Origin of the sequence: Streptacidiphilus sp. BW17, assembly GCF_041262485.1 — a bacterium.
Lineage (GTDB): Bacteria > Actinomycetota > Actinomycetes > Streptomycetales > Streptomycetaceae > Streptacidiphilus.
Window position 1 is genome coordinate 17,955 of the sequence record NZ_JBGCCR010000041.1, and the last position, 18,624, is coordinate 36,578.

The 18,624-nt window shown below is 68.1% G+C and carries 18 protein-coding genes and 3 pseudogenes; 10 read left to right on the forward strand and 11 right to left on the reverse strand.

The window, feature by feature from the left end:
- Positions 1–129: 129 nt before the first annotated feature.
- Genes hppD through ABH940_RS32820 form a run of 3 tightly spaced genes read left to right on the forward strand, consistent with a single transcriptional unit; the run spans position 130 to position 3,836 of the window.
- Entirely contained in the window at positions 130–1,149 is a 1,020-nt protein-coding gene (gene hppD, locus ABH940_RS32810; RefSeq protein ID WP_370072944.1) for a 4-hydroxyphenylpyruvate dioxygenase, read from the forward strand.
- Positions 1,146–3,593, forward strand: coding sequence for an aminotransferase class I/II-fold pyridoxal phosphate-dependent enzyme (locus ABH940_RS32815; protein ID WP_370106935.1), 2,448 nt, complete (start codon positions 1,146–1,148; stop codon positions 3,591–3,593). The genes hppD and ABH940_RS32815 overlap by 4 nt, the downstream gene beginning before the upstream one ends.
- Before the next feature lie 30 nt (positions 3,594–3,623).
- Positions 3,624–3,836, forward strand: a complete 213-nt coding sequence (locus ABH940_RS32820; RefSeq protein ID WP_370106936.1) for an MbtH family protein — start codon at positions 3,624–3,626, stop codon at positions 3,834–3,836.
- Between the two features lie 199 nt (positions 3,837–4,035).
- Here ABH940_RS32820 and ABH940_RS32825 read toward each other — a convergent pair whose 3' ends face one another.
- The 3 genes and pseudogenes from ABH940_RS32825 to ABH940_RS32835 all read right to left on the reverse strand — a co-directional run bounded on the left by ABH940_RS32825 (position 4,036) and on the right by ABH940_RS32835 (position 5,350).
- On the reverse strand, positions 4,036–4,185 hold the full coding sequence (locus ABH940_RS32825; RefSeq protein WP_370072941.1) for a hypothetical protein: 150 nt from the start codon (positions 4,183–4,185) through the stop codon (positions 4,036–4,038).
- 131 nt (positions 4,186–4,316) lie between these two features.
- Positions 4,317–4,535, reverse strand: a pseudogene (locus tag ABH940_RS32830) (transposase); the annotation flags it as partial.
- Positions 4,436–5,350, reverse strand: a complete 915-nt coding sequence (locus ABH940_RS32835) for a transposase (protein ID WP_370106937.1) — start codon at positions 5,348–5,350, stop codon at positions 4,436–4,438. The pseudogene ABH940_RS32830 and the gene ABH940_RS32835, both read right to left, overlap by 100 nt.
- Positions 5,351–5,586: 236 nt before the next feature.
- Here ABH940_RS32835 and ABH940_RS32840 point away from each other — a divergent pair.
- Positions 5,587–6,597: pseudogene (locus tag ABH940_RS32840) on the forward strand (TIGR03842 family LLM class F420-dependent oxidoreductase).
- Positions 6,598–6,875: 278 nt separating this feature from the next.
- Here ABH940_RS32840 and ABH940_RS32845 read toward each other — a convergent pair.
- The 5 genes from ABH940_RS32845 to ABH940_RS32865 all read right to left on the reverse strand — a co-directional run bounded on the left by ABH940_RS32845 (position 6,876) and on the right by ABH940_RS32865 (position 10,397).
- A complete protein-coding gene (locus tag ABH940_RS32845; RefSeq protein WP_370072938.1) occupies positions 6,876–7,574 on the reverse strand; it encodes a 4'-phosphopantetheinyl transferase in 699 nt (232 codons plus the stop codon).
- Positions 7,571–8,419: a metallophosphoesterase gene (locus tag ABH940_RS32850; RefSeq protein ID WP_370106938.1), complete on the reverse strand. Its 849-nt coding sequence runs from the start codon at positions 8,417–8,419 to the stop codon at positions 7,571–7,573. Before ABH940_RS32850 ends, ABH940_RS32845 begins: the two co-directional genes overlap by 4 nt.
- A gap of 5 nt (positions 8,420–8,424) precedes the next feature.
- Entirely contained in the window at positions 8,425–9,093 is a 669-nt protein-coding gene (locus ABH940_RS32855) for a thioesterase II family protein (RefSeq protein ID WP_370106939.1), read from the reverse strand.
- A 267-nt stretch (positions 9,094–9,360) separates the two neighbouring features.
- Positions 9,361–9,867 (reverse strand): helix-turn-helix transcriptional regulator, encoded by a 507-nt coding sequence (locus ABH940_RS32860; RefSeq protein WP_370106940.1) that lies wholly within the window; start codon positions 9,865–9,867, stop codon positions 9,361–9,363.
- Complete coding sequence (locus tag ABH940_RS32865) at positions 9,750–10,397, reverse strand: helix-turn-helix domain-containing protein (protein WP_370106941.1); 648 nt, start codon at positions 10,395–10,397, stop codon at positions 9,750–9,752. Before ABH940_RS32865 ends, ABH940_RS32860 begins: the two co-directional genes overlap by 118 nt.
- Positions 10,398–10,981: 584 nt before the next feature.
- On the opposite strand from ABH940_RS32865, the gene ABH940_RS32870 reads away from it, so the two are divergent.
- From ABH940_RS32870 to ABH940_RS32880, 3 genes are all read left to right on the forward strand, one after another.
- The gene (locus ABH940_RS32870) at positions 10,982–11,401 is read left to right on the forward strand and encodes a cytochrome P450 (RefSeq protein ID WP_370072937.1); all 420 of its coding nucleotides are present in this window, start codon (positions 10,982–10,984) and stop codon (positions 11,399–11,401) included.
- 203 nt (positions 11,402–11,604) lie between these two features.
- Positions 11,605–12,315, forward strand: a complete 711-nt coding sequence (locus ABH940_RS32875) for a hypothetical protein (RefSeq protein WP_370072951.1) — start codon at positions 11,605–11,607, stop codon at positions 12,313–12,315.
- 741 nt (positions 12,316–13,056) lie between these two features.
- Positions 13,057–13,560 (forward strand): cold-shock protein, encoded by a 504-nt coding sequence (locus ABH940_RS32880; RefSeq protein ID WP_370106957.1) that lies wholly within the window; start codon positions 13,057–13,059, stop codon positions 13,558–13,560.
- A gap of 288 nt (positions 13,561–13,848) precedes the next feature.
- Here the strand turns inward: ABH940_RS32880 and ABH940_RS32885 are convergent, their stop codons facing one another.
- Positions 13,849–14,394: a hypothetical protein gene (locus tag ABH940_RS32885; protein ID WP_370106942.1), complete on the reverse strand. Its 546-nt coding sequence runs from the start codon at positions 14,392–14,394 to the stop codon at positions 13,849–13,851.
- Positions 14,395–14,583: 189 nt separating this feature from the next.
- Between ABH940_RS32885 and ABH940_RS32890 the strand changes: the two genes are divergently transcribed.
- Complete coding sequence (locus ABH940_RS32890) at positions 14,584–14,838, forward strand: hypothetical protein (protein ID WP_370072935.1); 255 nt, start codon at positions 14,584–14,586, stop codon at positions 14,836–14,838.
- Between the two features lie 156 nt (positions 14,839–14,994).
- Positions 14,995–16,405: pseudogene (locus tag ABH940_RS32895) on the forward strand (IS1380 family transposase).
- Positions 16,406–16,645: 240 nt separating this feature from the next.
- Here the strand turns inward: ABH940_RS32895 and ABH940_RS32900 are convergent.
- A complete protein-coding gene (locus ABH940_RS32900) occupies positions 16,646–17,257 on the reverse strand; it encodes a class I SAM-dependent methyltransferase (RefSeq protein ID WP_370072934.1) in 612 nt (203 codons plus the stop codon).
- A gap of 94 nt (positions 17,258–17,351) precedes the next feature.
- Positions 17,352–17,846 carry a hypothetical protein gene (locus ABH940_RS32905; protein ID WP_370072933.1) on the reverse strand — a complete coding sequence of 165 codons (495 nt, stop codon included), beginning with the start codon at positions 17,844–17,846 and terminating at the stop codon, positions 17,352–17,354.
- Between the two features lie 319 nt (positions 17,847–18,165).
- Between ABH940_RS32905 and ABH940_RS32910 the strand changes: the two genes are divergently transcribed.
- Positions 18,166–18,573: an NUDIX hydrolase gene (locus ABH940_RS32910; RefSeq protein WP_370072932.1), complete on the forward strand. Its 408-nt coding sequence runs from the start codon at positions 18,166–18,168 to the stop codon at positions 18,571–18,573.
- The last annotated feature ends 51 nt before the right edge of the window (positions 18,574–18,624 follow it).

The window sequence follows — 18,624 nt, forward strand, 5'->3', positions numbered from 1 at the left end:
CAGGAGTGGCGCTGATGGTCGCCTAGGACCGGCGACACGACCTCGGCCGTCGGTCCCGGCGAGGTGCGCCGGTGGATACCTGACACGAACCGACCGTCTCTTGGCCAACAGCCTTTCAGGAGGTATCCCGTGGCTGTGCAGGACATGGCATTCGCCGAGATCTACACGCGGGACAACTTATCTACCGTCGACTACTTCGTTTCGGCCATGGGGTTCACCCGCGTCGCGGATGCCGTTGAGAGTGACCGCAGTTCAGTGCTGCTCCGGCAGGGCGGGGTGCAACTGGTCGTCACCTCGGGCCGCGGGGTCTGGAAGTTCCTGGACGAGCACGGGGATGGTGTTGCCGACATCGCCCTGACCTGCGACGACCCGGCCGCCACCGCCGACGCGGCTGTGGCGGCCGGCGCCAAGTTGGTCGGCCCGGTACGCGAGCATCCGGTGGTGTCGGCCTTCGGGGACGTTACGTACACCCTGCTGCCGCTGACGGCTAGTCCGGTGACAACTGCTCCCGCTGGGCGCCGGTGGACCGCGACGCCGGCGTCCCCGGCAACTGGCCGGATCTCCTCGCTGGACCATGTCGCTGTCTGCCTGGAGGGCGGCAGCCTGCAGGAATTCGCCGACTTCTACCGGGACGCCTTCGGGTTCTCCCGCTACTCCTCCGAGTACGTGGCGGTCGGCGCCCAGGCGATGGACTCGATCGTGGTCCGCAGCGCCTCGGATCGCGTGATCTTCACCTTGGTCGCGCCGGACCCGGCGGCCAAGGATGCCGGGCAACTCGGCGCCTACCTGGAGCGCAACTGCGGCGCCGGGGTGCAGCACTTGGCGTTCCTGGTCGCGAACATCACCGCGGCGGTCCGGGAGATCGGCGACCGCGGCGTAGAGTTCCTGACCACGCTCGGTAGTTACTACGACGCCCTCGCCGAGCGCATCCCCGAGATGACAGAGCGGATCGCGCAGCTACGGCAGACCCAGGTGCTGGCCGACCGAGACGAGTGGGGCCACCTGCTGCAGCTGTTCAGCCGCTCGCCCTACGAGCGCAACACGCTCTTCTCCGAGCTCATCCAGCGCGAGGGTTCGCGCGGCTTCGGCAGCGCCAACATCCGGGCGCTGTACGAGGCGGTCGAGCGCGACCGGCTGGCTTCCCAGTGACGGGCCCGGACGTCGACCCGGCGGGCCTGCTCACCCTGGCCGACTACGCCGCCGCGGCCGAGGCACGACTCGACCGCGCCGTCTGGGACTTCATCGAGGGCGGCGCGGGCCAGGAGCGCACCCTTGCCGCCAACCTGGACGCCTTTGACCGCGTCAGGCTGGCCCCGCGGGTGCTGGCAGGCGCTGGCCGCCCGGACCTTGAGACCAAGATCCTCGGGCGCACCTGGGCGGCCCCGGTCGGGATCGCGCCGATGGCCTACCACACGATGCTCGCCCCGGCGGGCGAGGTGAGCACGGCGCTAGCCGCCGGCCGCGCGGGCCTCCCGCTGGTGGTGAGCACCTTCGCAGGGCGCGCCTTCGAGGAGATCGCCGCGGCCGCGTCGGCCCCGCTGTGGCTACAGGTCTACTGCTTCCAGGACCGCTCGGTTACGCGGCGGCTGATCGAACGCGCCGAGGGGGCTGGCTTCGAAGCCTTGGTCCTCACCGTAGATGCCCCGCACCTGGGCCGCCGGCTGCGCGACCTGCGCAACGACTTCCGACTGCCGACCGGGATCACCCCGGCCAATCTGGATGGAGACGGCTTCTCGTCGCCGAGCGGCCATGCGGCCACCGAGTTCGATGCGACCCTCGACTGGTCCGTGATCGACTGGCTGCGCTCGATCAGCTCCCTGCCAGTGCTGGTCAAGGGCGTGCTCACGGCCGCCGATGCGCGGCGGGCGCTGGTGGCCGGGGTGGACGGCATCGTGGTCTCCAACCACGGCGGCCGGCAGCTGGACGGTGCCCCGGCCACCCTCGAGGTGCTGCCCGAGATCGCCATGGCGGTCGCCGGGGCCTGCCCGGTGCTGGTGGACGGTGGGGTCCGGTGCGGAAGGGACGTGCTGGCCTCGCTCGCTTCGGGGGCCGACGCGGTCCTGCTGGGCCGCCCGGTGCTGCACGGCCTCGCGGTCGACGGTGAGACGGGCGCGGCCAGGGTGCTGGGCATCGTCACCGAGGAGCTGACCGAGGCGATGGCCCTCACCGGCACCCGCTCGGTCGCCGTCGCCGGACCGGAGCTGCTAGGGGGTGGCACCGCTGCCGAGCGGCCGACCGAGGCTCCCAGCGTGGCCCGGCCTCCCGTTCAGGCTGCCGCTGAGCGGCCCGGGCCGAGCGGCCCGGGCCTGTGGAAGGACGACCTGCACGCTAGTCTGTCCGACCCGGTGCTCGACACCATGAACTTCCTCAACGAAGTCACCTACCGCTATCCCGAGGCGGTCTCCTTCGCACCGGGACGGCCCTACGACGGCTTCTTCGAGACCGAGCAGATCTTCGAATGCCTGCGCCGCTACCTCGACCACCTGAAGCAGGGCGGGGCGACGCCGGAGCAGGTCCGCGCCGCGCTCTTCCAGTACGGACCGACCAGCGGCCAGATCCGCGAGCTGATCGCCGACTGGCTGCGCCAGGACGAGGGCATCGAGGTCTCCCCGGAGGCCATCGTGGTCACCGTCGGCGCCCAGGAGGCGATGCTCCTCGCGGTGCGCGCGCTGATCTCCGGCCCCGAGGACGTGCTGCTGGTCTCCAGCCCCTGCTACGTCGGAATCACCGGCGTGGCCAGCCTGCTGGACGTCGCGCTGACCGCGGTCGAGGAGCGGCCGGACGGCTTCAGCTGCGCCGACCTGGAGACGGCGATCCTGGCCGAGCGGGCCCGCGGCCGCCGCCCCCGCGCGGTGTACGTGATCCCGGACCACTCCAACCCGTCGGGCACCACCATGTCCGAGCCGACCCGCCGGGAGCTGCTCGACGTGGCGGCCCGGCAGGACATCCTGATCCTGGAGGACAGTCCGTACCGACTGGTCAGCCCGGGCACCCAGCTGCGGACCCTGAAGGCGCTCGACCGCGACCGACGGGTCGTCCACCTGGGCTCTCTCTCCAAGACACTCTTCCCCGGCGCCCGGGTGGGCTTCGCGATTGCGGACCAGCCGGTGCTGGACGGCTCCGGCGCCACCGGGCTGCTGGCGGACGAGCTCACCAAGATCAAGAGCATGGTCACGGTGAACACCTCCCCGGTGAGCCAGGCTGTGGTGGCCGGCATGCTGCTGGCCGCCGACGGACGGGCCTCGGTGCTCAACACGCGCACCGCCGCCTACTATGGCGACGCGATGCGGGTCACCCTCGAGCAACTGGCGACGCACTTTCCCGAGGTGGAGCGGGCGGCGCTCGGCGTGCGCTGGAATGAGCCCAGCGGCGGCTTCTTCCTGGCCGTCAACGTGCCGTTCCGGGCGGACAACGCCGCGCTGGAACGCTCGGCCGAGGAGTTCGGCGTCATCTGGACGCCGATGTCCTATTTCAATCCCCAGGGCGGCGGCGAGCGCAGCCTGCGCCTGTCCGTCAGCTACCTGACCCACGCCCAGATCGCCGACGGCATCGGCCGACTGGCGCGCTTCATCAGGGCCCAGGCAGACGCCTGACCAGCCCACATCTTCCGAAAGGGCAATGCAGTGACGAACCCGTTCGACGACCCGGACGCCAACTACCGGGTGCTCGTCAACGACGAGGGCCAGCACTCCCTCTGGCCGGTCTTCGTCGAAGTGCCCGCCGGCTGGACCTCGGTGTTCGGCGAGGCACTCCGGCAGGACTGCCTGGACTACATCGAGCAGAACTGGACCGACCTGCGCCCGAATAGCCTGATCGAGGCCATGGCGAACAGCTGAACCCCTGCGGCACCAGCGAGCGAAACTGCGGTGGCCCCTTCCACAGCCATCTGGCAGGGGGCTCCACCCTTGGGGGCCGACAGCGTGAAGAACGACTGTTACCGCCGATCTAATCTGTGCTGGACTGGAAATCGGGGTTCGGGAGGGCCGGCGGCAGCGTCCGTTGCGCGGAGCGGAACGGACGGAAACGGTTGCTCTCTCAGGTGGTGGGGGCGAGGGTGACGTCGTGGCCGAGGGCCTGGAGTTGGCGGACGAGGTCGCGGGTCTTGCGGGCTTTGTCGAGGTGGCGGCGGTGCCACTCGGGACCGAGGTCCTGGTAGGCGTGGCAGGGTCGTCGATCAGGTGCCACGCGATGACGAGGATCGAGCGCGCGACCGCGACGACGGCCTTCGCATGCCCCCGGCGTTTGACGATGCGTCGGTAGCGGGCTCCCAGGAAGGTGTCGGTGCGCGACGCGGCGGTGGCGGCCTCACCGAGTGCGCCCTTGAGCCGGGGGTTGCCCTTCCCTGCCGGTCCGCCGCGGTTCTTGGGTCCGGACTGGATGGTTCTGGGGCAGAGTTTGGCCCAGGACACCAGGTGGTCTGCGGTCGGGAAGCGGCTCATGTCGGTGCCGATCTCGGCCAGGATGATCTGGGCGGTCGCCGGTCCGACGCCGGGGATGGCGTCCAGGCGCTCTGCCAGGGTCGTCCCGCTGGACAAGGGCGGGCTGCCCGGGCCCTCGTCCTGCCGCGGTTCGGGCAGCTGCTCCAGAGCTTGGGCGATGAGCTGGTCGAGCCGGGCGATCTGGGCCGTGAGGTGGTCGATGCTGTCCAGCAGGATCTGGAGCAGCCGGCCGTGGTGGTCTTCGAACTGTCCGGTGAGGGCCTCGACAAGGAGCGGCTTCTTCGGGACCAGGCGCCCCTGGGCCAGGTCGGCCAGGCCCCGGGGCTGCGCTCGCCGGCCGCGAGGGCGTCCAGTATCGCCCGCCCGGTAACCCCGAACAGGTCGGAGACGGCGCCGGAGAGCTTGATCTGCGCGTCCTGCAGCACCTTGTCGACCCGGTGCTTGTGCCGGGTGCGTTCCTGGGTGAAGACGGTCCGGGTCCGGGTGAGGTCGCGCAGTTGCCGCACCGGCTGCGGTGGCACGAACGAGGGCCGGAGCATGCCGCGTTCGGCGAGCTTGGCCAGCCAGACCGCGTCGAGCTTGTCGGTCTTCGGTCGGCCCGGGACGTTCTTCACGTCGCGGGCGTTGACCAGCCAGCACTGCAGCCCGCGGGCCTCCAGCAGGTAGAAGAAGGGCCGCCAGTACGTGCCGGTCGCCTCCATGACCACGTGCTGGACGCCGTGGCAGACCAGCTGGTCGCCCAGTTCCCAGATCGCATTCGTGGTCGCGGCTGCCGTCCACACCTGCTGCACCCGACGCCCCTCGACCGTCTCGTGCGGCACCACGCAGACCATCCCCGACGCCTTCGCGATGTCGATGGCCGCGACCCGGTCCACCGTCCCACCCTCGGGCTCCTCCGTCTGTTCCTCCACCGCCAACCCTCCCCTCCACCCAGCATTCGCGCGCGGACGGGCCACCCGGGGAGCGAGAGGGGAACGGAGAAGCTGGACAGCGTGCGCGAGGCAACAGTGTGCGACCCCCTCGGGCCACTCCCTCACCAGACTGTGATGCGAGCTCGACAGGCCAAGCGCCGACCGGCGTTGACGGGCGACCCACCACCGATTTTCACGTCTGCGAGACGTCAACAAAAGGTGTAAGGAGGACTGTGATGGATATCGGCCTCGTGCTCCAGACCGACCCGCCTGCGAAGTTGCTGGTGGAGCGGATGATCCGCGCCGAACGAGCCGGGTTCACGCACGGCTGGACGTTCGACTCCTGCGTGCTGTGGTAGGAGCGGTTCGTGATCTGCAGCCAGATCCTCGCGAACACCGAGCGGCTGACGGTCGGCCCGATGGTCACCAACCCCGTCACCCGCACCTGGGAGGTCACCGCCTCCCTGTTCGCCACGCTGAACGACATGTTCGGCAACCGCACCGTCTGCGGCATCGGCCGCGGCGACTCCGCCCAGCGGGTCGCCGGGCGCAAGCCGGCGACGCTGGAGCGGCTCTCGCACGCCATGCACGTCATCAAGGAACTGGCGGAGGGCCGGGAGGCCGAGGTCGACGGCACGGTCATGCACATCCCGTGCATCAGCGGCGACCCGAAGCTGCCGATCTGGATGGGCGCGTACGGCCCCAAGGCGTTGGAGCTGACCGGCCGCCAGGCCGGCGGGTTCATCCTCCAGCTGGCCGACCCGTTCCTGACGGAGTGGATGATCAAGCACGTCCGCCAGTCCGCGACCGACGCAGGTCGCGACCCCGACTCGGTCACCATCTGCGTAGCCGCCCCGGCCTACGTGACGGACGGCTCGGCGGAGCAGCTCGCCCACGCCCGCGAACAGTGCCGCTGGTTCGGCGGCATGGTCGGCAACCACGTCGCCGACCTCGTCTCCCGGTACGGCGAGCACAGCGGCATGGTGCCCGACGCGCTCACCGACTACATCAAGGAGCGCCAAGGCTACGACTACTCCCACCACGGCCGCGCGGGCAACCCGGACACCGCCTTCGTGCCGGACGAGATCGTGGACCGCTTCTGCCTCATCGGCACGCCGCAGCAGCACCTGGAGAAGCTGGAGCACCTGCGATCCCTCGGCGTCGACCAGTTCGCAATCTACGCCATGCACGACGCCGTCGAACCGACCATCGACGCCTACGGCGAACACATCGTCCCCACCCTGTAGGGCTGATCCCTGACAGAGCAGGGGTCGTGCCCAGTGCCCCCGTCTTCAGCAACTCCCGCACCCTGCACATACGTCGTCCACCACCTCGGGACGCGGCCGGACGACGGATCACCCCCGCATCGACGGGACGGACTCGCTCAGCGTGACGTTCTCACCGGTCGTCTTCGGTGTACCCCCGCGTATGCCTCGGCGACGCGGGGATGGGCCAATGCGCGGTTCCCCGTGACCACAGGCCGTGACCTGTCCGACGTCGCCTGGTACCTTGCCGAATCCGATCGCTAGGACCGCTCGCCCGCTCCTCGGTCCCGCAGTTGCCCGCTGTTCGGCAAAAGAATGATGCTCGTCACGATCCGTCCGTGGGCCGCCAACCAGCGCCCGAGAAGGCTGTTCACCTGCCGCCCGGCCACCACGGGTCCCGGAACGACTAGCCGTGCGCGGAATGTGTTGGCAGTTGGATCAATCTCGACAACCGCGTCCTCGAACTTCAATGGGCGTCTCGTCAGCGGGTACCAGGCTTTGAACACGGCCTCCTTGGCGCAGAAGAGCAGCCGGTCCCAGCAGAGCTCTTTGGAACTGAGCTCGAGCTCATAGATCCGGTCGCGCTCCTGCGCCAATGCGATGGCTTCCAGTACACCGTCCGGCAGGGGCCTGTCCGGTTCGGCGTCGATGCCGATGGTGCTGATGTCGGTGGACCGCGCGAGGGCTGCGGCGCGGTAGCCCTCGCAGTGGGTCATGCTGCCGACGACTCCGGTCGGCCACTGTGGAGCGCCCGAGCTGTCCGGGACGATCGGGACCGGAGGGAGCCCGAGGGTCTCCAGCGCTTGGCGAGCGCAGAGCCTCGCGGTGGCGAACTCGCGTCGGCGCCTGTCTACGGCCCTTGCCACGGCTGCCCGTTCCTGCGGGTAGAGGAAGGCGTCAGGCGGATCGGTGAACGCCTCGGCTGTCGCAACCGCTACAGGAACGATTTCCTCGATCACGGATGCACCGCCGGAAGGATCTGGCGCAACGGCACGGGAGGCTGCGGGCGCTGGCGCCACTCGCGGGGGTATCCGACCGACACTTCCACGAACCGGACTCCGTCGTGCCAGGTGAGCCGAGGAATGTGCAAGTGCCCATACACCACCGCTGAAACTCGGAAGCGGCGGTGCCAGTCCGCGGTCAGTTCGGTGCCGCACCTCTGCGCGAACTCGGGGTAACGAAGGACTCGCGTCGGATGCCTCAGCAGGGGGAAGTGGTTGACGAGGATCACGGGATAGGCAGAGTCGCAGGCCGCCAATCGCCCTTCGGTCTCCCGAACCCGGGCGTAACACCATGCCTCGCGGCTGGGATGGGGGTCAGGATGCAAGAAGTACTCATCGCTGCAAACCACTCCGGCCTCGTAGGCCAGGCGGAGCGACTCCTCCTTGGTGGTCGCTGCGGCCGGGCGGAAGGAGTAGTCGTACAGCAGGAACAAGGGGGCCACGGTGACGGGGCCGCCTGCGCCCCTCCCGGTTGGGTAGGGGTCTTCCGGGGTCACATCCCCGACACTCCTGCAGAAGTCCACAAGGTGCCGGCACCGGTGTTCGCCCCGCAGTGTCAGTGGATCCTCTGGATGCGTCCACAATTCGTGGTTCCCGGGAGCCCACAAGACGGTGGAGAACCGCTTGCTCAGCAGCGTCAGCGTCCGCTCGAAGTCGGTACTTAGCTCTGCGACATCCCCGGCCAGTAGGAGCCAGTCGTCCTCCGACTCCGGTCGAAGCCCCTCCGTGATGGCGCGATTGTCGGGATAAGCGACATGCAGGTCACTGACCGCGAGCAGTCTGCCGGACGCAGCACCCCCCATGGAGCTCACTTGTGTGCGCCCGTGGGAACGGGCGGCGCCGCCGGATCCCCGAAGTGCTCGACCAGCACCTGGAGGACCTCTGCCGCCCGGCTGCTCAGGTAGAAATGTCCGCCAGGAAGCACATGCAGACTGAATCCACCGCCCGTGTGCGTCTCCCAGGCGCGCACCTCGTCTATTGACGCCCGGGGGTCCGTGTCGCCCACCAGGGCGGTGATCGGGCATGGGACCACAGCGTCGGGCTCACCCCTGTAGGTCTCCACTGCCATGTAGTCGCTGCGAAGCGCCGGCAGCACCATGCTCAGCAGTTCCTCGTTCATCAGCACCCTGAGATCGGTGCCACCCAGAGACAGCACCTCCGCGACGATCGCGTCGTCACCGCGCAGATGGAGGGCTTCGTCCCGATGCCGAGTCGGAGCTCGGCGTCCGGAGACGAACAAGCGGGCCGGCCCGACGAGGCCCTCGGACGCGAAGCGGCGGGCGACCTCGAAGGCCACGACAGCTCCCATGCTGTGGCCGAAGAACGTCAAGGGCCGGTCCGCCAAGGTCTTCAGCGCCTGGAACACACCATCAGCGAGCGACCGAATGTCCTCCACTCCCCGTTCCGTTCGTCGGTCCTGCCGCCCCGGATACTGAATTGCCAGCACATCCACGGCCGGTGACAGCGCGGCGGACACGGGGTGGAAGTAGCTCGCCGACCCGCCTGCGTGCGGGAAGCACACCAATCGGGGTGCACCCCTGTCGCTCGGATTGAAACGCCGACACCACAGACTGTCGGCCCCGAGGGAATCCGTCATGCTCAGCCATCCTGTTCAGAGTCTGCGTCACGGTCTTGGCCACCGTATGACCCCATGGGTCAGCTCACCGGACCTTTCAGGTGGCAGCAAGTGACCTGGCCACAAGTACCAACCTCCCGAGGCATGTCCATGCCGCCGCGGCACCGTTCATCTCTCGGTGAACTTGCGATCTGCCGTCGGGGAGAACCAGCCGCGCTTACCAGCCATGAGTCCCATCTGGAACCTGCTCTTCACCTGTGTTCGCGTCATCAGGTCGGACATGATCCTTCGGACCGTCCGGAGTGACACTCCCAATTTGGTTGAGGCGCTCTGGTCGGTGAGACCGCTGTTCAGGAGGCGCAACAGTTCCCGCTCCTGATCGCTCAGCCCGGTCTCATCGCGTTGCTGGGGCGCTCCCCAAGGGGTAGCCGCATGCCAGCACTGCTCAAAGAGGGCGCACAGCGCCGCCACGAGCCCGGGTGAGCGCACGACCACGGCACCTTCACGCGGGCGGTCGGGGTCAAATGGAACCCCCGCGATCAGTCGGTCGGAGATCGTCAGATGCAGGGGCAAAGTCGCGCTGGTGCGCAGTTCGCCGCCGCAATCGGTTGGCCAGCGGCAATGGGCGCTACTGGCAGCCTCGTTGCCCACGCTCTCCAAGCACAGGATGCGCATGCGCACCCCCCCGGGCAAGTGCCGTCGCAGCGAGCGGTTCGAAGGTCTCCAGGACGGAATCGGCGAGTGGCCCTCCCAGCGCAATGGGCCATGAGCTCTTTGTCGGCTTGCTGGACCATCCGTTCGAACCGCAGTCGCACCTCCACTTCCCCCTGCAACCGCTCCAGTTGACCGTTGGGCGTGCCAGCGGTGAGGGGTGTGCACTGTGCGAGGAAGGCCGCCATGGCATTTCGGCTCTCGGAGACCTGCTCCTGTTGGCGGGCGAGGCTTGCCTCTTGACGAGCAATCAGTGCCTCCAGGCCCAGCTCCGGGCTCACCGGGTGCCACACGGAGGGGGCGTCCTCCTGTCGCCGAACCAGCGACATCGAAGCGAGACGTTCCAGCGCCTGGAGAATCGTTTCTTCTGGCTGCCGGAGATGCGCCGCCAGTTGCGCCGCTCCCGAGACGGGAAGCTCCAGCATCGTCCAGTACACAGACTCGGACACGGCATCCAGCCCAAGGACTTCTATCACTGCACCCCCCGGCACCATCGAGCTTTGATCACGAGTCTCACGCGGGCCCGCCTCAGCCGCAAATGGTCTTGGACATATCTTCACACATTGCGTGTGAGGTTGACTGAAAGTGCTTCATGTGACTGACAGTCAACGCCCTGCCCTGGCCTACCTGGCCGAGCACTCGATCCGCTGGTGCCCGTGGCCTGTGCCGGTGTGCGTTTCGGACATCTGGCCCCGATCTCACCGAGACGATCCGCGGACGGCTTGGGGGCGCGGCTCTCACAGAGGTGGCGCTGACAATGCGGTCGCGGGACGACAAGCTGTGCCCATGGACACCGCCACTGCCGTCACAGCTCTCATGACCGCTGAAGGTCGCTTCGCGCCCTACCCTTACTACTCCTGGCTCCTGGACCAGGACCAGCCGCACTCTGCACGATCCCGCGCTGGAGCCGAACCGCGGGAAGACCTGGTCAGTCCTCTGGTCCAGGCCCGCGACTCCGACGAGGAGCGGCTCAGCGACCGCGAACTCCTCGTCAACCTCGCCTACCTGCTCGTGGCCGGCTTCGAAACCACCACCAACCTCCTCGGGAACGGCCTCACTCCTTCTGGACCGGCCGGACGTGCTGACCGAGCTGCGCACGGACCCTGCCCTCACGCCCGCCTTCGTCGAGGAGATCCTGCGATATGACTCCCCGGTCCAACTCGCCAGCCGTTGGGCCCCAGCTGGCGCCGAAGTGGAGGGCGTAACGCTACCGCCGGGCGCTCAGGTTCTCATTCTCGCCGGCGCGGCAAACCGAGACCCGCGACGGTTCGACAACCCGGATGTCTTCGATCCGCACCGCCCGTCCAACCAGCCGGTCAGTTTCGGCGGGGGCGCACACTACTGCCTCGGCGCCGCCTTGGCTCGCTTGGAGGGTCGGATAGCCTTCTCCCGCCTGCTGGAGAAATTCTCTGTCATCACCAGGGCCGGAGAACCCGTCCGCCGAGACCGATTGACTCTGCGCCGCTGGGAGACATTGCCCGTCTCGCTTCAGCGGTGACCGGCCCACGAGCGGCATCCAGTGGTTGCACACATTGCCGAATCTGCCGTCACTGCAGGTGGTCAGATGAGTGCGCTCCGAATATGACACTTGATCTCAGGACACTTCATGCCAGCCGCCTGTCCTAGGCGTTCCACTGAAGGCCCTGGCAGAGTTCCGTCGCGGGGACGGCTTCAACAGGCCCTCTGGGATCCGGCGTGGTAGTGCGCGACACCCAGATCGGCATGCGCGATATCGATGTTGCCACTGTCCAGCAGATGTTCGGTCGGGCCGGACGGCTGGGAGCAGGGGAGAGCGTCGGCTGGGCATTCATGATCGTCGATGAGAGCGAGCGGTCGCACTGGCAACGCAAACTGGTCGGCGGCTATACGGTTGCCTCACAGATCAGTTCCAGCCTTCCCGACCAGGTGCTGGCTGAGGTCGTCCAAGGGCGTGTCGGTTCGCTCGCAGAAGCCGAGCGCTGGTGGAGGAGCACCCTTGCGCATCATCAGGGCAATATCAGCGCTGGGCAGTTGCGGCAGGCGGTCAGCTTCCTCGTAGGCGCGGGGTATCTTGCCAGGTCCGAGGAGGTCGACAGCGGCCTGGCCACCCTCAAGGCGGCGGAACTGGGACTGCTGACCGCTCGTGTCATGGTGTCTGCGCACATCGGTTATCAATTGCGCTCGGCACTGGCTGACCGCCCAGTGCCCACCGATGCGGACGAGGCCGAGGAGACACTCATTGAGCTGCTGTCCACCGTTGTCCCCAAACTGGCATCTTGCAGGTGCGAGGGACTTTGTCACGGCTCGATAGCAGTGGTCCCTGCACGGCGGAACCGTACGGGCATGTGCCGTACGAAGACGGCGACCTTGCACGTGCGCGCTTGCTCATCGTGGCGAGGAGCCCGGATGTCTTCGCGCGGCCCCATCGCGTGATCAAGGGAATCCCCTACGCCACCCTCCTTCCCGTCCTTGAGAGTGCTCCTCGCCACCTTCATTGGCTAGGTGCTCAAGGTTCCTGCGGACGGTTCCCCCTGGTGTGCCATCGTGGCCGCGGACCTGTGCCGACGGGTTCGCTGGCGTCGATGTGCGCCGACGCGCGGCAGCGGGCGGCTGCTGTGGATGTGTGAGCAGATGGCGACTTCAGTGTACGCAGAGGAGCGGGTCCCGGCCATGTGGGTGGCCGCCCGGAAGCGCAATCTGTCAAGCCCCGACTGGCTCAGCAGGACTCCGCCTCGCGGCTGTCAGCTCGACCACCTCTCCTATGCCCGACTGCTGCGCGAGCGTGTGGCCCGCGATGAGTTGACGAACAACGCCGGGGGGATCGCGGTCGGCGGCTCCAGATCACGGGTCCTGTCGACGTGGAGCGGCGACACCTACCGAGCCGAGGGCAGCAGGCCGGCGGAGGAACTCCGCGACCATCTCGAGAACTCCGCCGGGGGGCTCGGGGCCGGACAACGGGGGGTTGCCCTGTTTTCCTGGCGCGGTGACTACCGTGCAACCGGACGGCTTGACGACTACTCGTGTGCCGCCCCGCCCTCGACTTGACGGGCCCTGGGACTCTACGGCGGGTGACTGTTCAGGGGATCTTGATGGTCCCTGCACTTCTCTGGCAAGGTGGTTTCTGTCTGTCATAGGGTTGTTTGGGCAATGGGCTTGGTTCTGTTGGGGGTTGGCATGGTAATGGGTCGTGTTGTTCGATTTGATGCCACGCGAGGTTATGGGTTCATTGCTCCGGAATTGGGCGGGGAAGATGTCTTCCTCCATGCGAATGATCTACTGATCCCTGAGTCCTCTGTGCGCTCAGGGACAGCGGTCGAATTTGAGGTTGGGAACGGCGATCGCGGGCTAAAGTCATCTTCGGTGCGACTTGCCCCAGGAGCCGACGCCATGGCGGCAACGCCGTTCGCGGCTGCACCGTCTGCCTCATTCGCGGGAGCTGTGTCGGCAACGCGTTCGTCGGAGCCGAGGGGAGCGGACGGCGAGGAGTCGATGTGCGATGTGCTGAGCGTGCAGGATTTCGCCAAGGAGGTTACCGAGCTCCTTCTGCAGGCGGCTCCGGAACTGACAGGAAAGCAGATCCTACTGATTCGGAAGGAACTGGTGAAGTTCGGGGAGAACCACGGCTGGGCCGAGGAGTGGGCTCCTGAGAATATGGTGGCAGGCCCTGAGAAGGGTTAATGGGAATATCTGCGGGTCAATCGGCTGCCTTCGCAAAGCCGCGAGCGGCCCGGCTGCACCTCCAACGCCGCCCGGATCTATGAGGGGCACCCACCAGGTCCCGCGCATCGTCATGGCGCGCAACCTGCCGTAAGTCCAGGGCAGGGCGTCCGTCGATCGCCCGGATAGCTTGCTCGTGCGGTCGGGCTATCGGGCTAACCCAGGGTCAGAAGAAGTTGATCTTGATGGCGCATGGCGATGCCCGAATCGTGATTGACCCTCCATGCACACTCCACCTGCAGGGCTTGATCAAGTTCCGTGTTCGTCCGGGTTGTTGGTGATGCCCAGGATCGAGAGTGATCGTTGGGGTTCGCGGCTGATGGCTCGGGTGGTCTTGGCGATGTTGTCGGCTCCGAGGGTCTTCAGTGCGCCGATGGCGAGGTTGCGGCGGGTGGCCATCGCGCGGGGTGCGGTGCCGGTGTGGACGGTGGAGGCGTACTCGGCAAAGGTGACGTCCCGGATGTGGTGGGAGGAGTTCTCCACTCCCCAGTGCCCGCGGATCGCGAAGGCGAGGTCCGCCGGGGTGGCCTGGTGGGCGTCGAGGCTGGTGACGGCGTAGACGGTCTCGCGGCTCTGCCGCTTTCCGCTCTCCTGGCGACGGCGGTGGAGGCGCAGGGCGAGCTTGGCGTGGGGGAAGGCGATGCCGCCGAGTCCGTCGGCGATGGCGCAGGTCTTGATCGAGCGGGATTCGCGTCGGCCGTGCCCGGTCTCGGAGGCGGTGTGCTGGACGTCGATGTCGTGCCAGGGCAGGGCCAGGGCTTCGGCGTAGTCCAGAAGCTCCCGTTCTGTGATCACGTGGCCCCCTGTCGAGGCGGTAGCCCCACCCGCGATGACGAGTGCCGTTACGTCTTCCTCCGGGTGGCCACTGCAGCCGCCCTGGCCATCGGTTGCGATGACGAAATCAGGGCAAGGCCCCTAGGCGGAGGGCAGCAGTAGGGGTGGTCGACCTTGTCGGTCGCGGGCGAGCTTCGGTTGGATGGCTTCATGGAGCGGATCGAGATAGAGCTGCTGGCCCCCACCGTGGTTCGTTTGCCCGGCCGACGCTTCCCAGGGGTTGTGGTCCAGGGTGACTCGCTGTCGATCATTCGCAGCGAGGTAGCAGAAGTGACGACTCTTTGTGCTCAGGGCGAGGTGGGTGAGGCGCTGGAAAGTGCGCAGTACCTCCTGGCCAAGCTGGACGAGATCCTGGGGTACTACGAGGATGTCCTGGACAGCCACGGCATCCGCCGCCCCTACTGAGGCACGGCCCAACGAGCCCAGGCACGGACCCCTAGCCTGCGCGTTTCATCTGGGGTCGCGTCCGGATCATGATCGAAAAAGCGAAAGTGCCTTCTGAACTGCAACGATGAGGCTTGTCTAAGGTCCCAGTCGTTCCAGCAGGAAGGCACTTTCTGCGTGCACACTACCCGGTCGCGCCCCAAGCTCGTCGTCAGCGCCGACGGGAACGGGGTGGTCAACCACGCCGGCTCGCGTCTGCTCGCGGATCTGGCCGACGCCACCACGCTGACCAGTGCCTTCAGCAACGCCCTGCACCGGCTGCGACCCCGCGGCACCGGGCACGACCCCGGCCGCGTCGCGGTGGACCTCGCGGTGATGCTCGCCGACGGCGGCCAGGCGATCGCCGACCTGGCCGTGCTCCGCGACCAGCGCGACGTATTCGGCCCCGTCGCCTCCACCCCGACCGCCTGGCGCATGCTGGCCGGCATCGACAAGGCGGCCCTGAACACGCTGCGGGCAGCCAGGGCCCAAGCCCGCGAAGTCGCCTGGCTGCAAGCCGACGAGACCGGACACCCCATCCCCGCCTCACAGGCCGGAGGATGTGAACTCCCGGGCCTTGTCCTGGACATCGACGCAACCCTGGTCACCTGCCACTCCGAGAAGGAACAGGCCGCCCCCACCCACCTACAAACGCGGCTTCGGCTACCACCCGCTGCTCTGCTTCCTCGACAACACCGGCGAAGCCCTCGCCGGTCTCCTGCGACCGGGCAACGCCGGAGCGAACACCGCGGCCGACCACATCACCGTCCTCGACCAGGCCCTCGCGCAGATCCCCGACGCCCACCGCCACGGCACCACGATCCTCGTCCGTGCCGACAGCGCGGGCAGCGCGAAAGCCTTCCTCGCCCCCCTGCGTGGGCTGCGGCAGCACGGGATCCGCACCACCTTCTCCGTCGGACACGCCGTCACCGAACCGGTCCGCAAGGCCATCCGGGTCCTGCCTGACCGGGTCTGGCACCCCGCGCTGGAACAGGACGGGGCCCTTCGCGCCGGGGCCGATGTCGCCGAGCTGACCGGCCTGGTCGACCTCACCGGATACCCGGACGGCACCCGCATCATCGTCCGGTGCGAGCGCCCACACCCCGGCGCCCAGCTGTCCCTGTTCGACCAGGACGAAGGCATGCGCCACCAGGCTTTCCTCACCGACACGCCCGTCGCCGGCGGCGGCTCGCTCCAGCACCTGGAGGTCCGCCACCGGGCCCATGCCCGGGTCGAGGACCACATCCGCTGCGGCAAGACCTCCGGCTTCGGCCGCTTCCCCTCCCGCCGCTTCGCCATCAACCAGGCCTGGCTGGAGCTGTCGCTGACCGCGATCGACCTGCTCGCCTGGACCAGGGCCCTGCTGCTTGACGGCGAGTTGGCCACCGCCGAGCCCAAGAGGCTCCGCTACCGGCTCCTGCACGCCGCCGCCCGGATCACCCGAGGAGCCCGCCGCCTCCGCCTGCGGATCGCCGCCACCTGGCCCTGGCGCCACGAACTGACCACGGCGTTCCACCGTCGGGCCGCGCTGCCCCGACCGGCCACGTGACCGACGACGCCACCCCGACCACCCACGACCCGAGGACCCAGGAGCACCCGGCCACAGCGCCGGGCCCTCGGCATGCCCAACGCCCGACCGCAGCCCCAGGACCTCCAGTATGCGGATCACACCAGATCAGCCGAGGCGAACCGAAACAGTGAGGCTAGGTAGCGTTTCGGCTGGCTCGTGCCGCAGCCACCCTCGCCTCACTCCTCATGTGGGCCTGACTCTTTGACTGCCCGAGCCGCGTCAGGCGGCGATCGGACGCAGCACCGCGTAGTACGCGAACGGCGGACCGTACAGCCGGGCGACCCGCAGCCCGGCTCCCTCCGCCAGGCTGATCAGCGAGGACGGCCGGATCTGATGCCGGTCGAAGAACTCGCCGACCACTAGCCGCCCGAACGGCTTCAGCACCCGGCGCAGCTCGGCCAGCGTACGCGCCGGATCCGGGATCTCGCCCAGCGCCGTCACCAGGTAAGCCGCATCGAACGAGCCATCCGCAAAAGGAAGTTCATGTGCGTCGGTGCAGTTCGGCACGATGTTGTCGACGGCCTGCTCCTTGGCCCGGCGGCCCACGTGGTCGAGCATCTCCTGCTGGATGTCCACGATGTCCAGCTGGCCGTTCTGGCCCAGCTGTGGTGCGACATGCAGCGACTGCAGGCCGGTTCCGGGGCCGATCTCCAGGATCCTCTCGCCCTCCCGGGCCTGCAGCACGTGGTCCAGACGCTTCAGAGTCAGGAACGGCAGCGGCAGGTCGAGCAGCCAGCGCTGAGAGTACGGGTACGGCGCGGAGTCGGTGAACCACCAGGTGGCGACGGCGGCGGCAGCGCCCGCGCCGATCAATGCCCGCGAATGCTTCATAATTCCTCCCCAAATGTCGGATTGGGCCATCAAAGGATCTCTGATGGTCAATCAGTTGTGTTTGTGTTCAATCTGCTTGCGCCGAGCTCTCCGCTCAGCGGCCCGGCCGAGGGAAGGCCCGGGTCGCGAGAACCGCGCAGGCCACCGCCAGCGGCAACTCGGCGAAGACCGCCATCAGCACCGCCAGCTTGAAGTCCGAACCCGGGGCAGCCGTCATGGTGTCGAACCAGGCGTCGACCAGCAGCAGGGCCGAGGTCGCGGCGGAGGTCAGGCAGGCCCGGCCGTCGCCGCGCCTGAGGAGCAGTCCGGTGGAGAGCAGGCCGAGCGCTTCAAGGCTGTCCAGACCCGTCCACGTCCAGGCCCAGTGCGAGGCCTGAGCGGTGGCCGGCAGCCCGGCGTGCAGGAAGACCAGCCAGGGAATCATCGCCAGTCCGAGCAGGGTGAGGACTGTGGCCGCCCGGCGAAGCAGCCGGGGGAACGTCGAAGCGGCCGCGGACTTCGGAAGGATCCGCGGGACACCGGAGCCCGAACCGGCGTCCACGGGGACCAGACGCGGCGAATGAACGCCGGTCAGCTGAGTGCTCGCCATGACACCTGACTCCCTCCCGTGCCCGCCCCTCGGGCACAACATCAGCATGTCGTTCGCGCACGCCCGAGGCAGTAGCCCTCCTACCCGACTCGATGGTGGTGCTAGGTACACCTTCCGCAGCCGGAGGGCCTGACCCTTTGACGACACTGCCGGGGCTGTTCGGCGGCCGGGCGGTGTCAGTGGTGGCCGGTAGCGTGCCGCCATAATCCGTAACCCGTTCGAGCAGCGCCCGCTCGACGCCGCCGTCGCCGACGCCGCAGCCGCCACCCTGGAGTTCGACGGGGCCCGGTCCTGGCTGCGTGCCGCGCTGGCCGGGGTCGTGCCGCCGTTGGGCGCCGAGGTGTGGGTTCTGGATTCCGCGCTGGAGCAGATCGTGCTGGTCGAACATCCGGTGCGCGGGCTGGTCCCGCCGGGAGGCGAGGTCGAGCCGGGAGAGTGTCCGCGCGACGGCGCGGCTCGGGAGCTGGCCGAGGAGGCCGGGTTGCGGCCGCAGTTGATGGAGCGGCCCGCCGCGGTGACCGTGCGGTCGTTCCTTCCGCGTCTGCCGGTGACGCTGTCGCTGTCCTATGCGGCGATCGCCGACCCGGGACTGCCGCTCGTCGCGGAGGCCGGACAGCCGGCGGTCTGGGTGCGGCTGGATCAGGGTTGGGACAGTTGCTTCCCCGACGACGTGCTGCGCATCCGGCAGTACGTGGAGTTTCTGAAATCGGGTTCCGCTGCCCGGTGAGTATCGGGATTCGGTGGGCAGCGGGAGTCCAGGCCCGCCTCAGCGGATGCG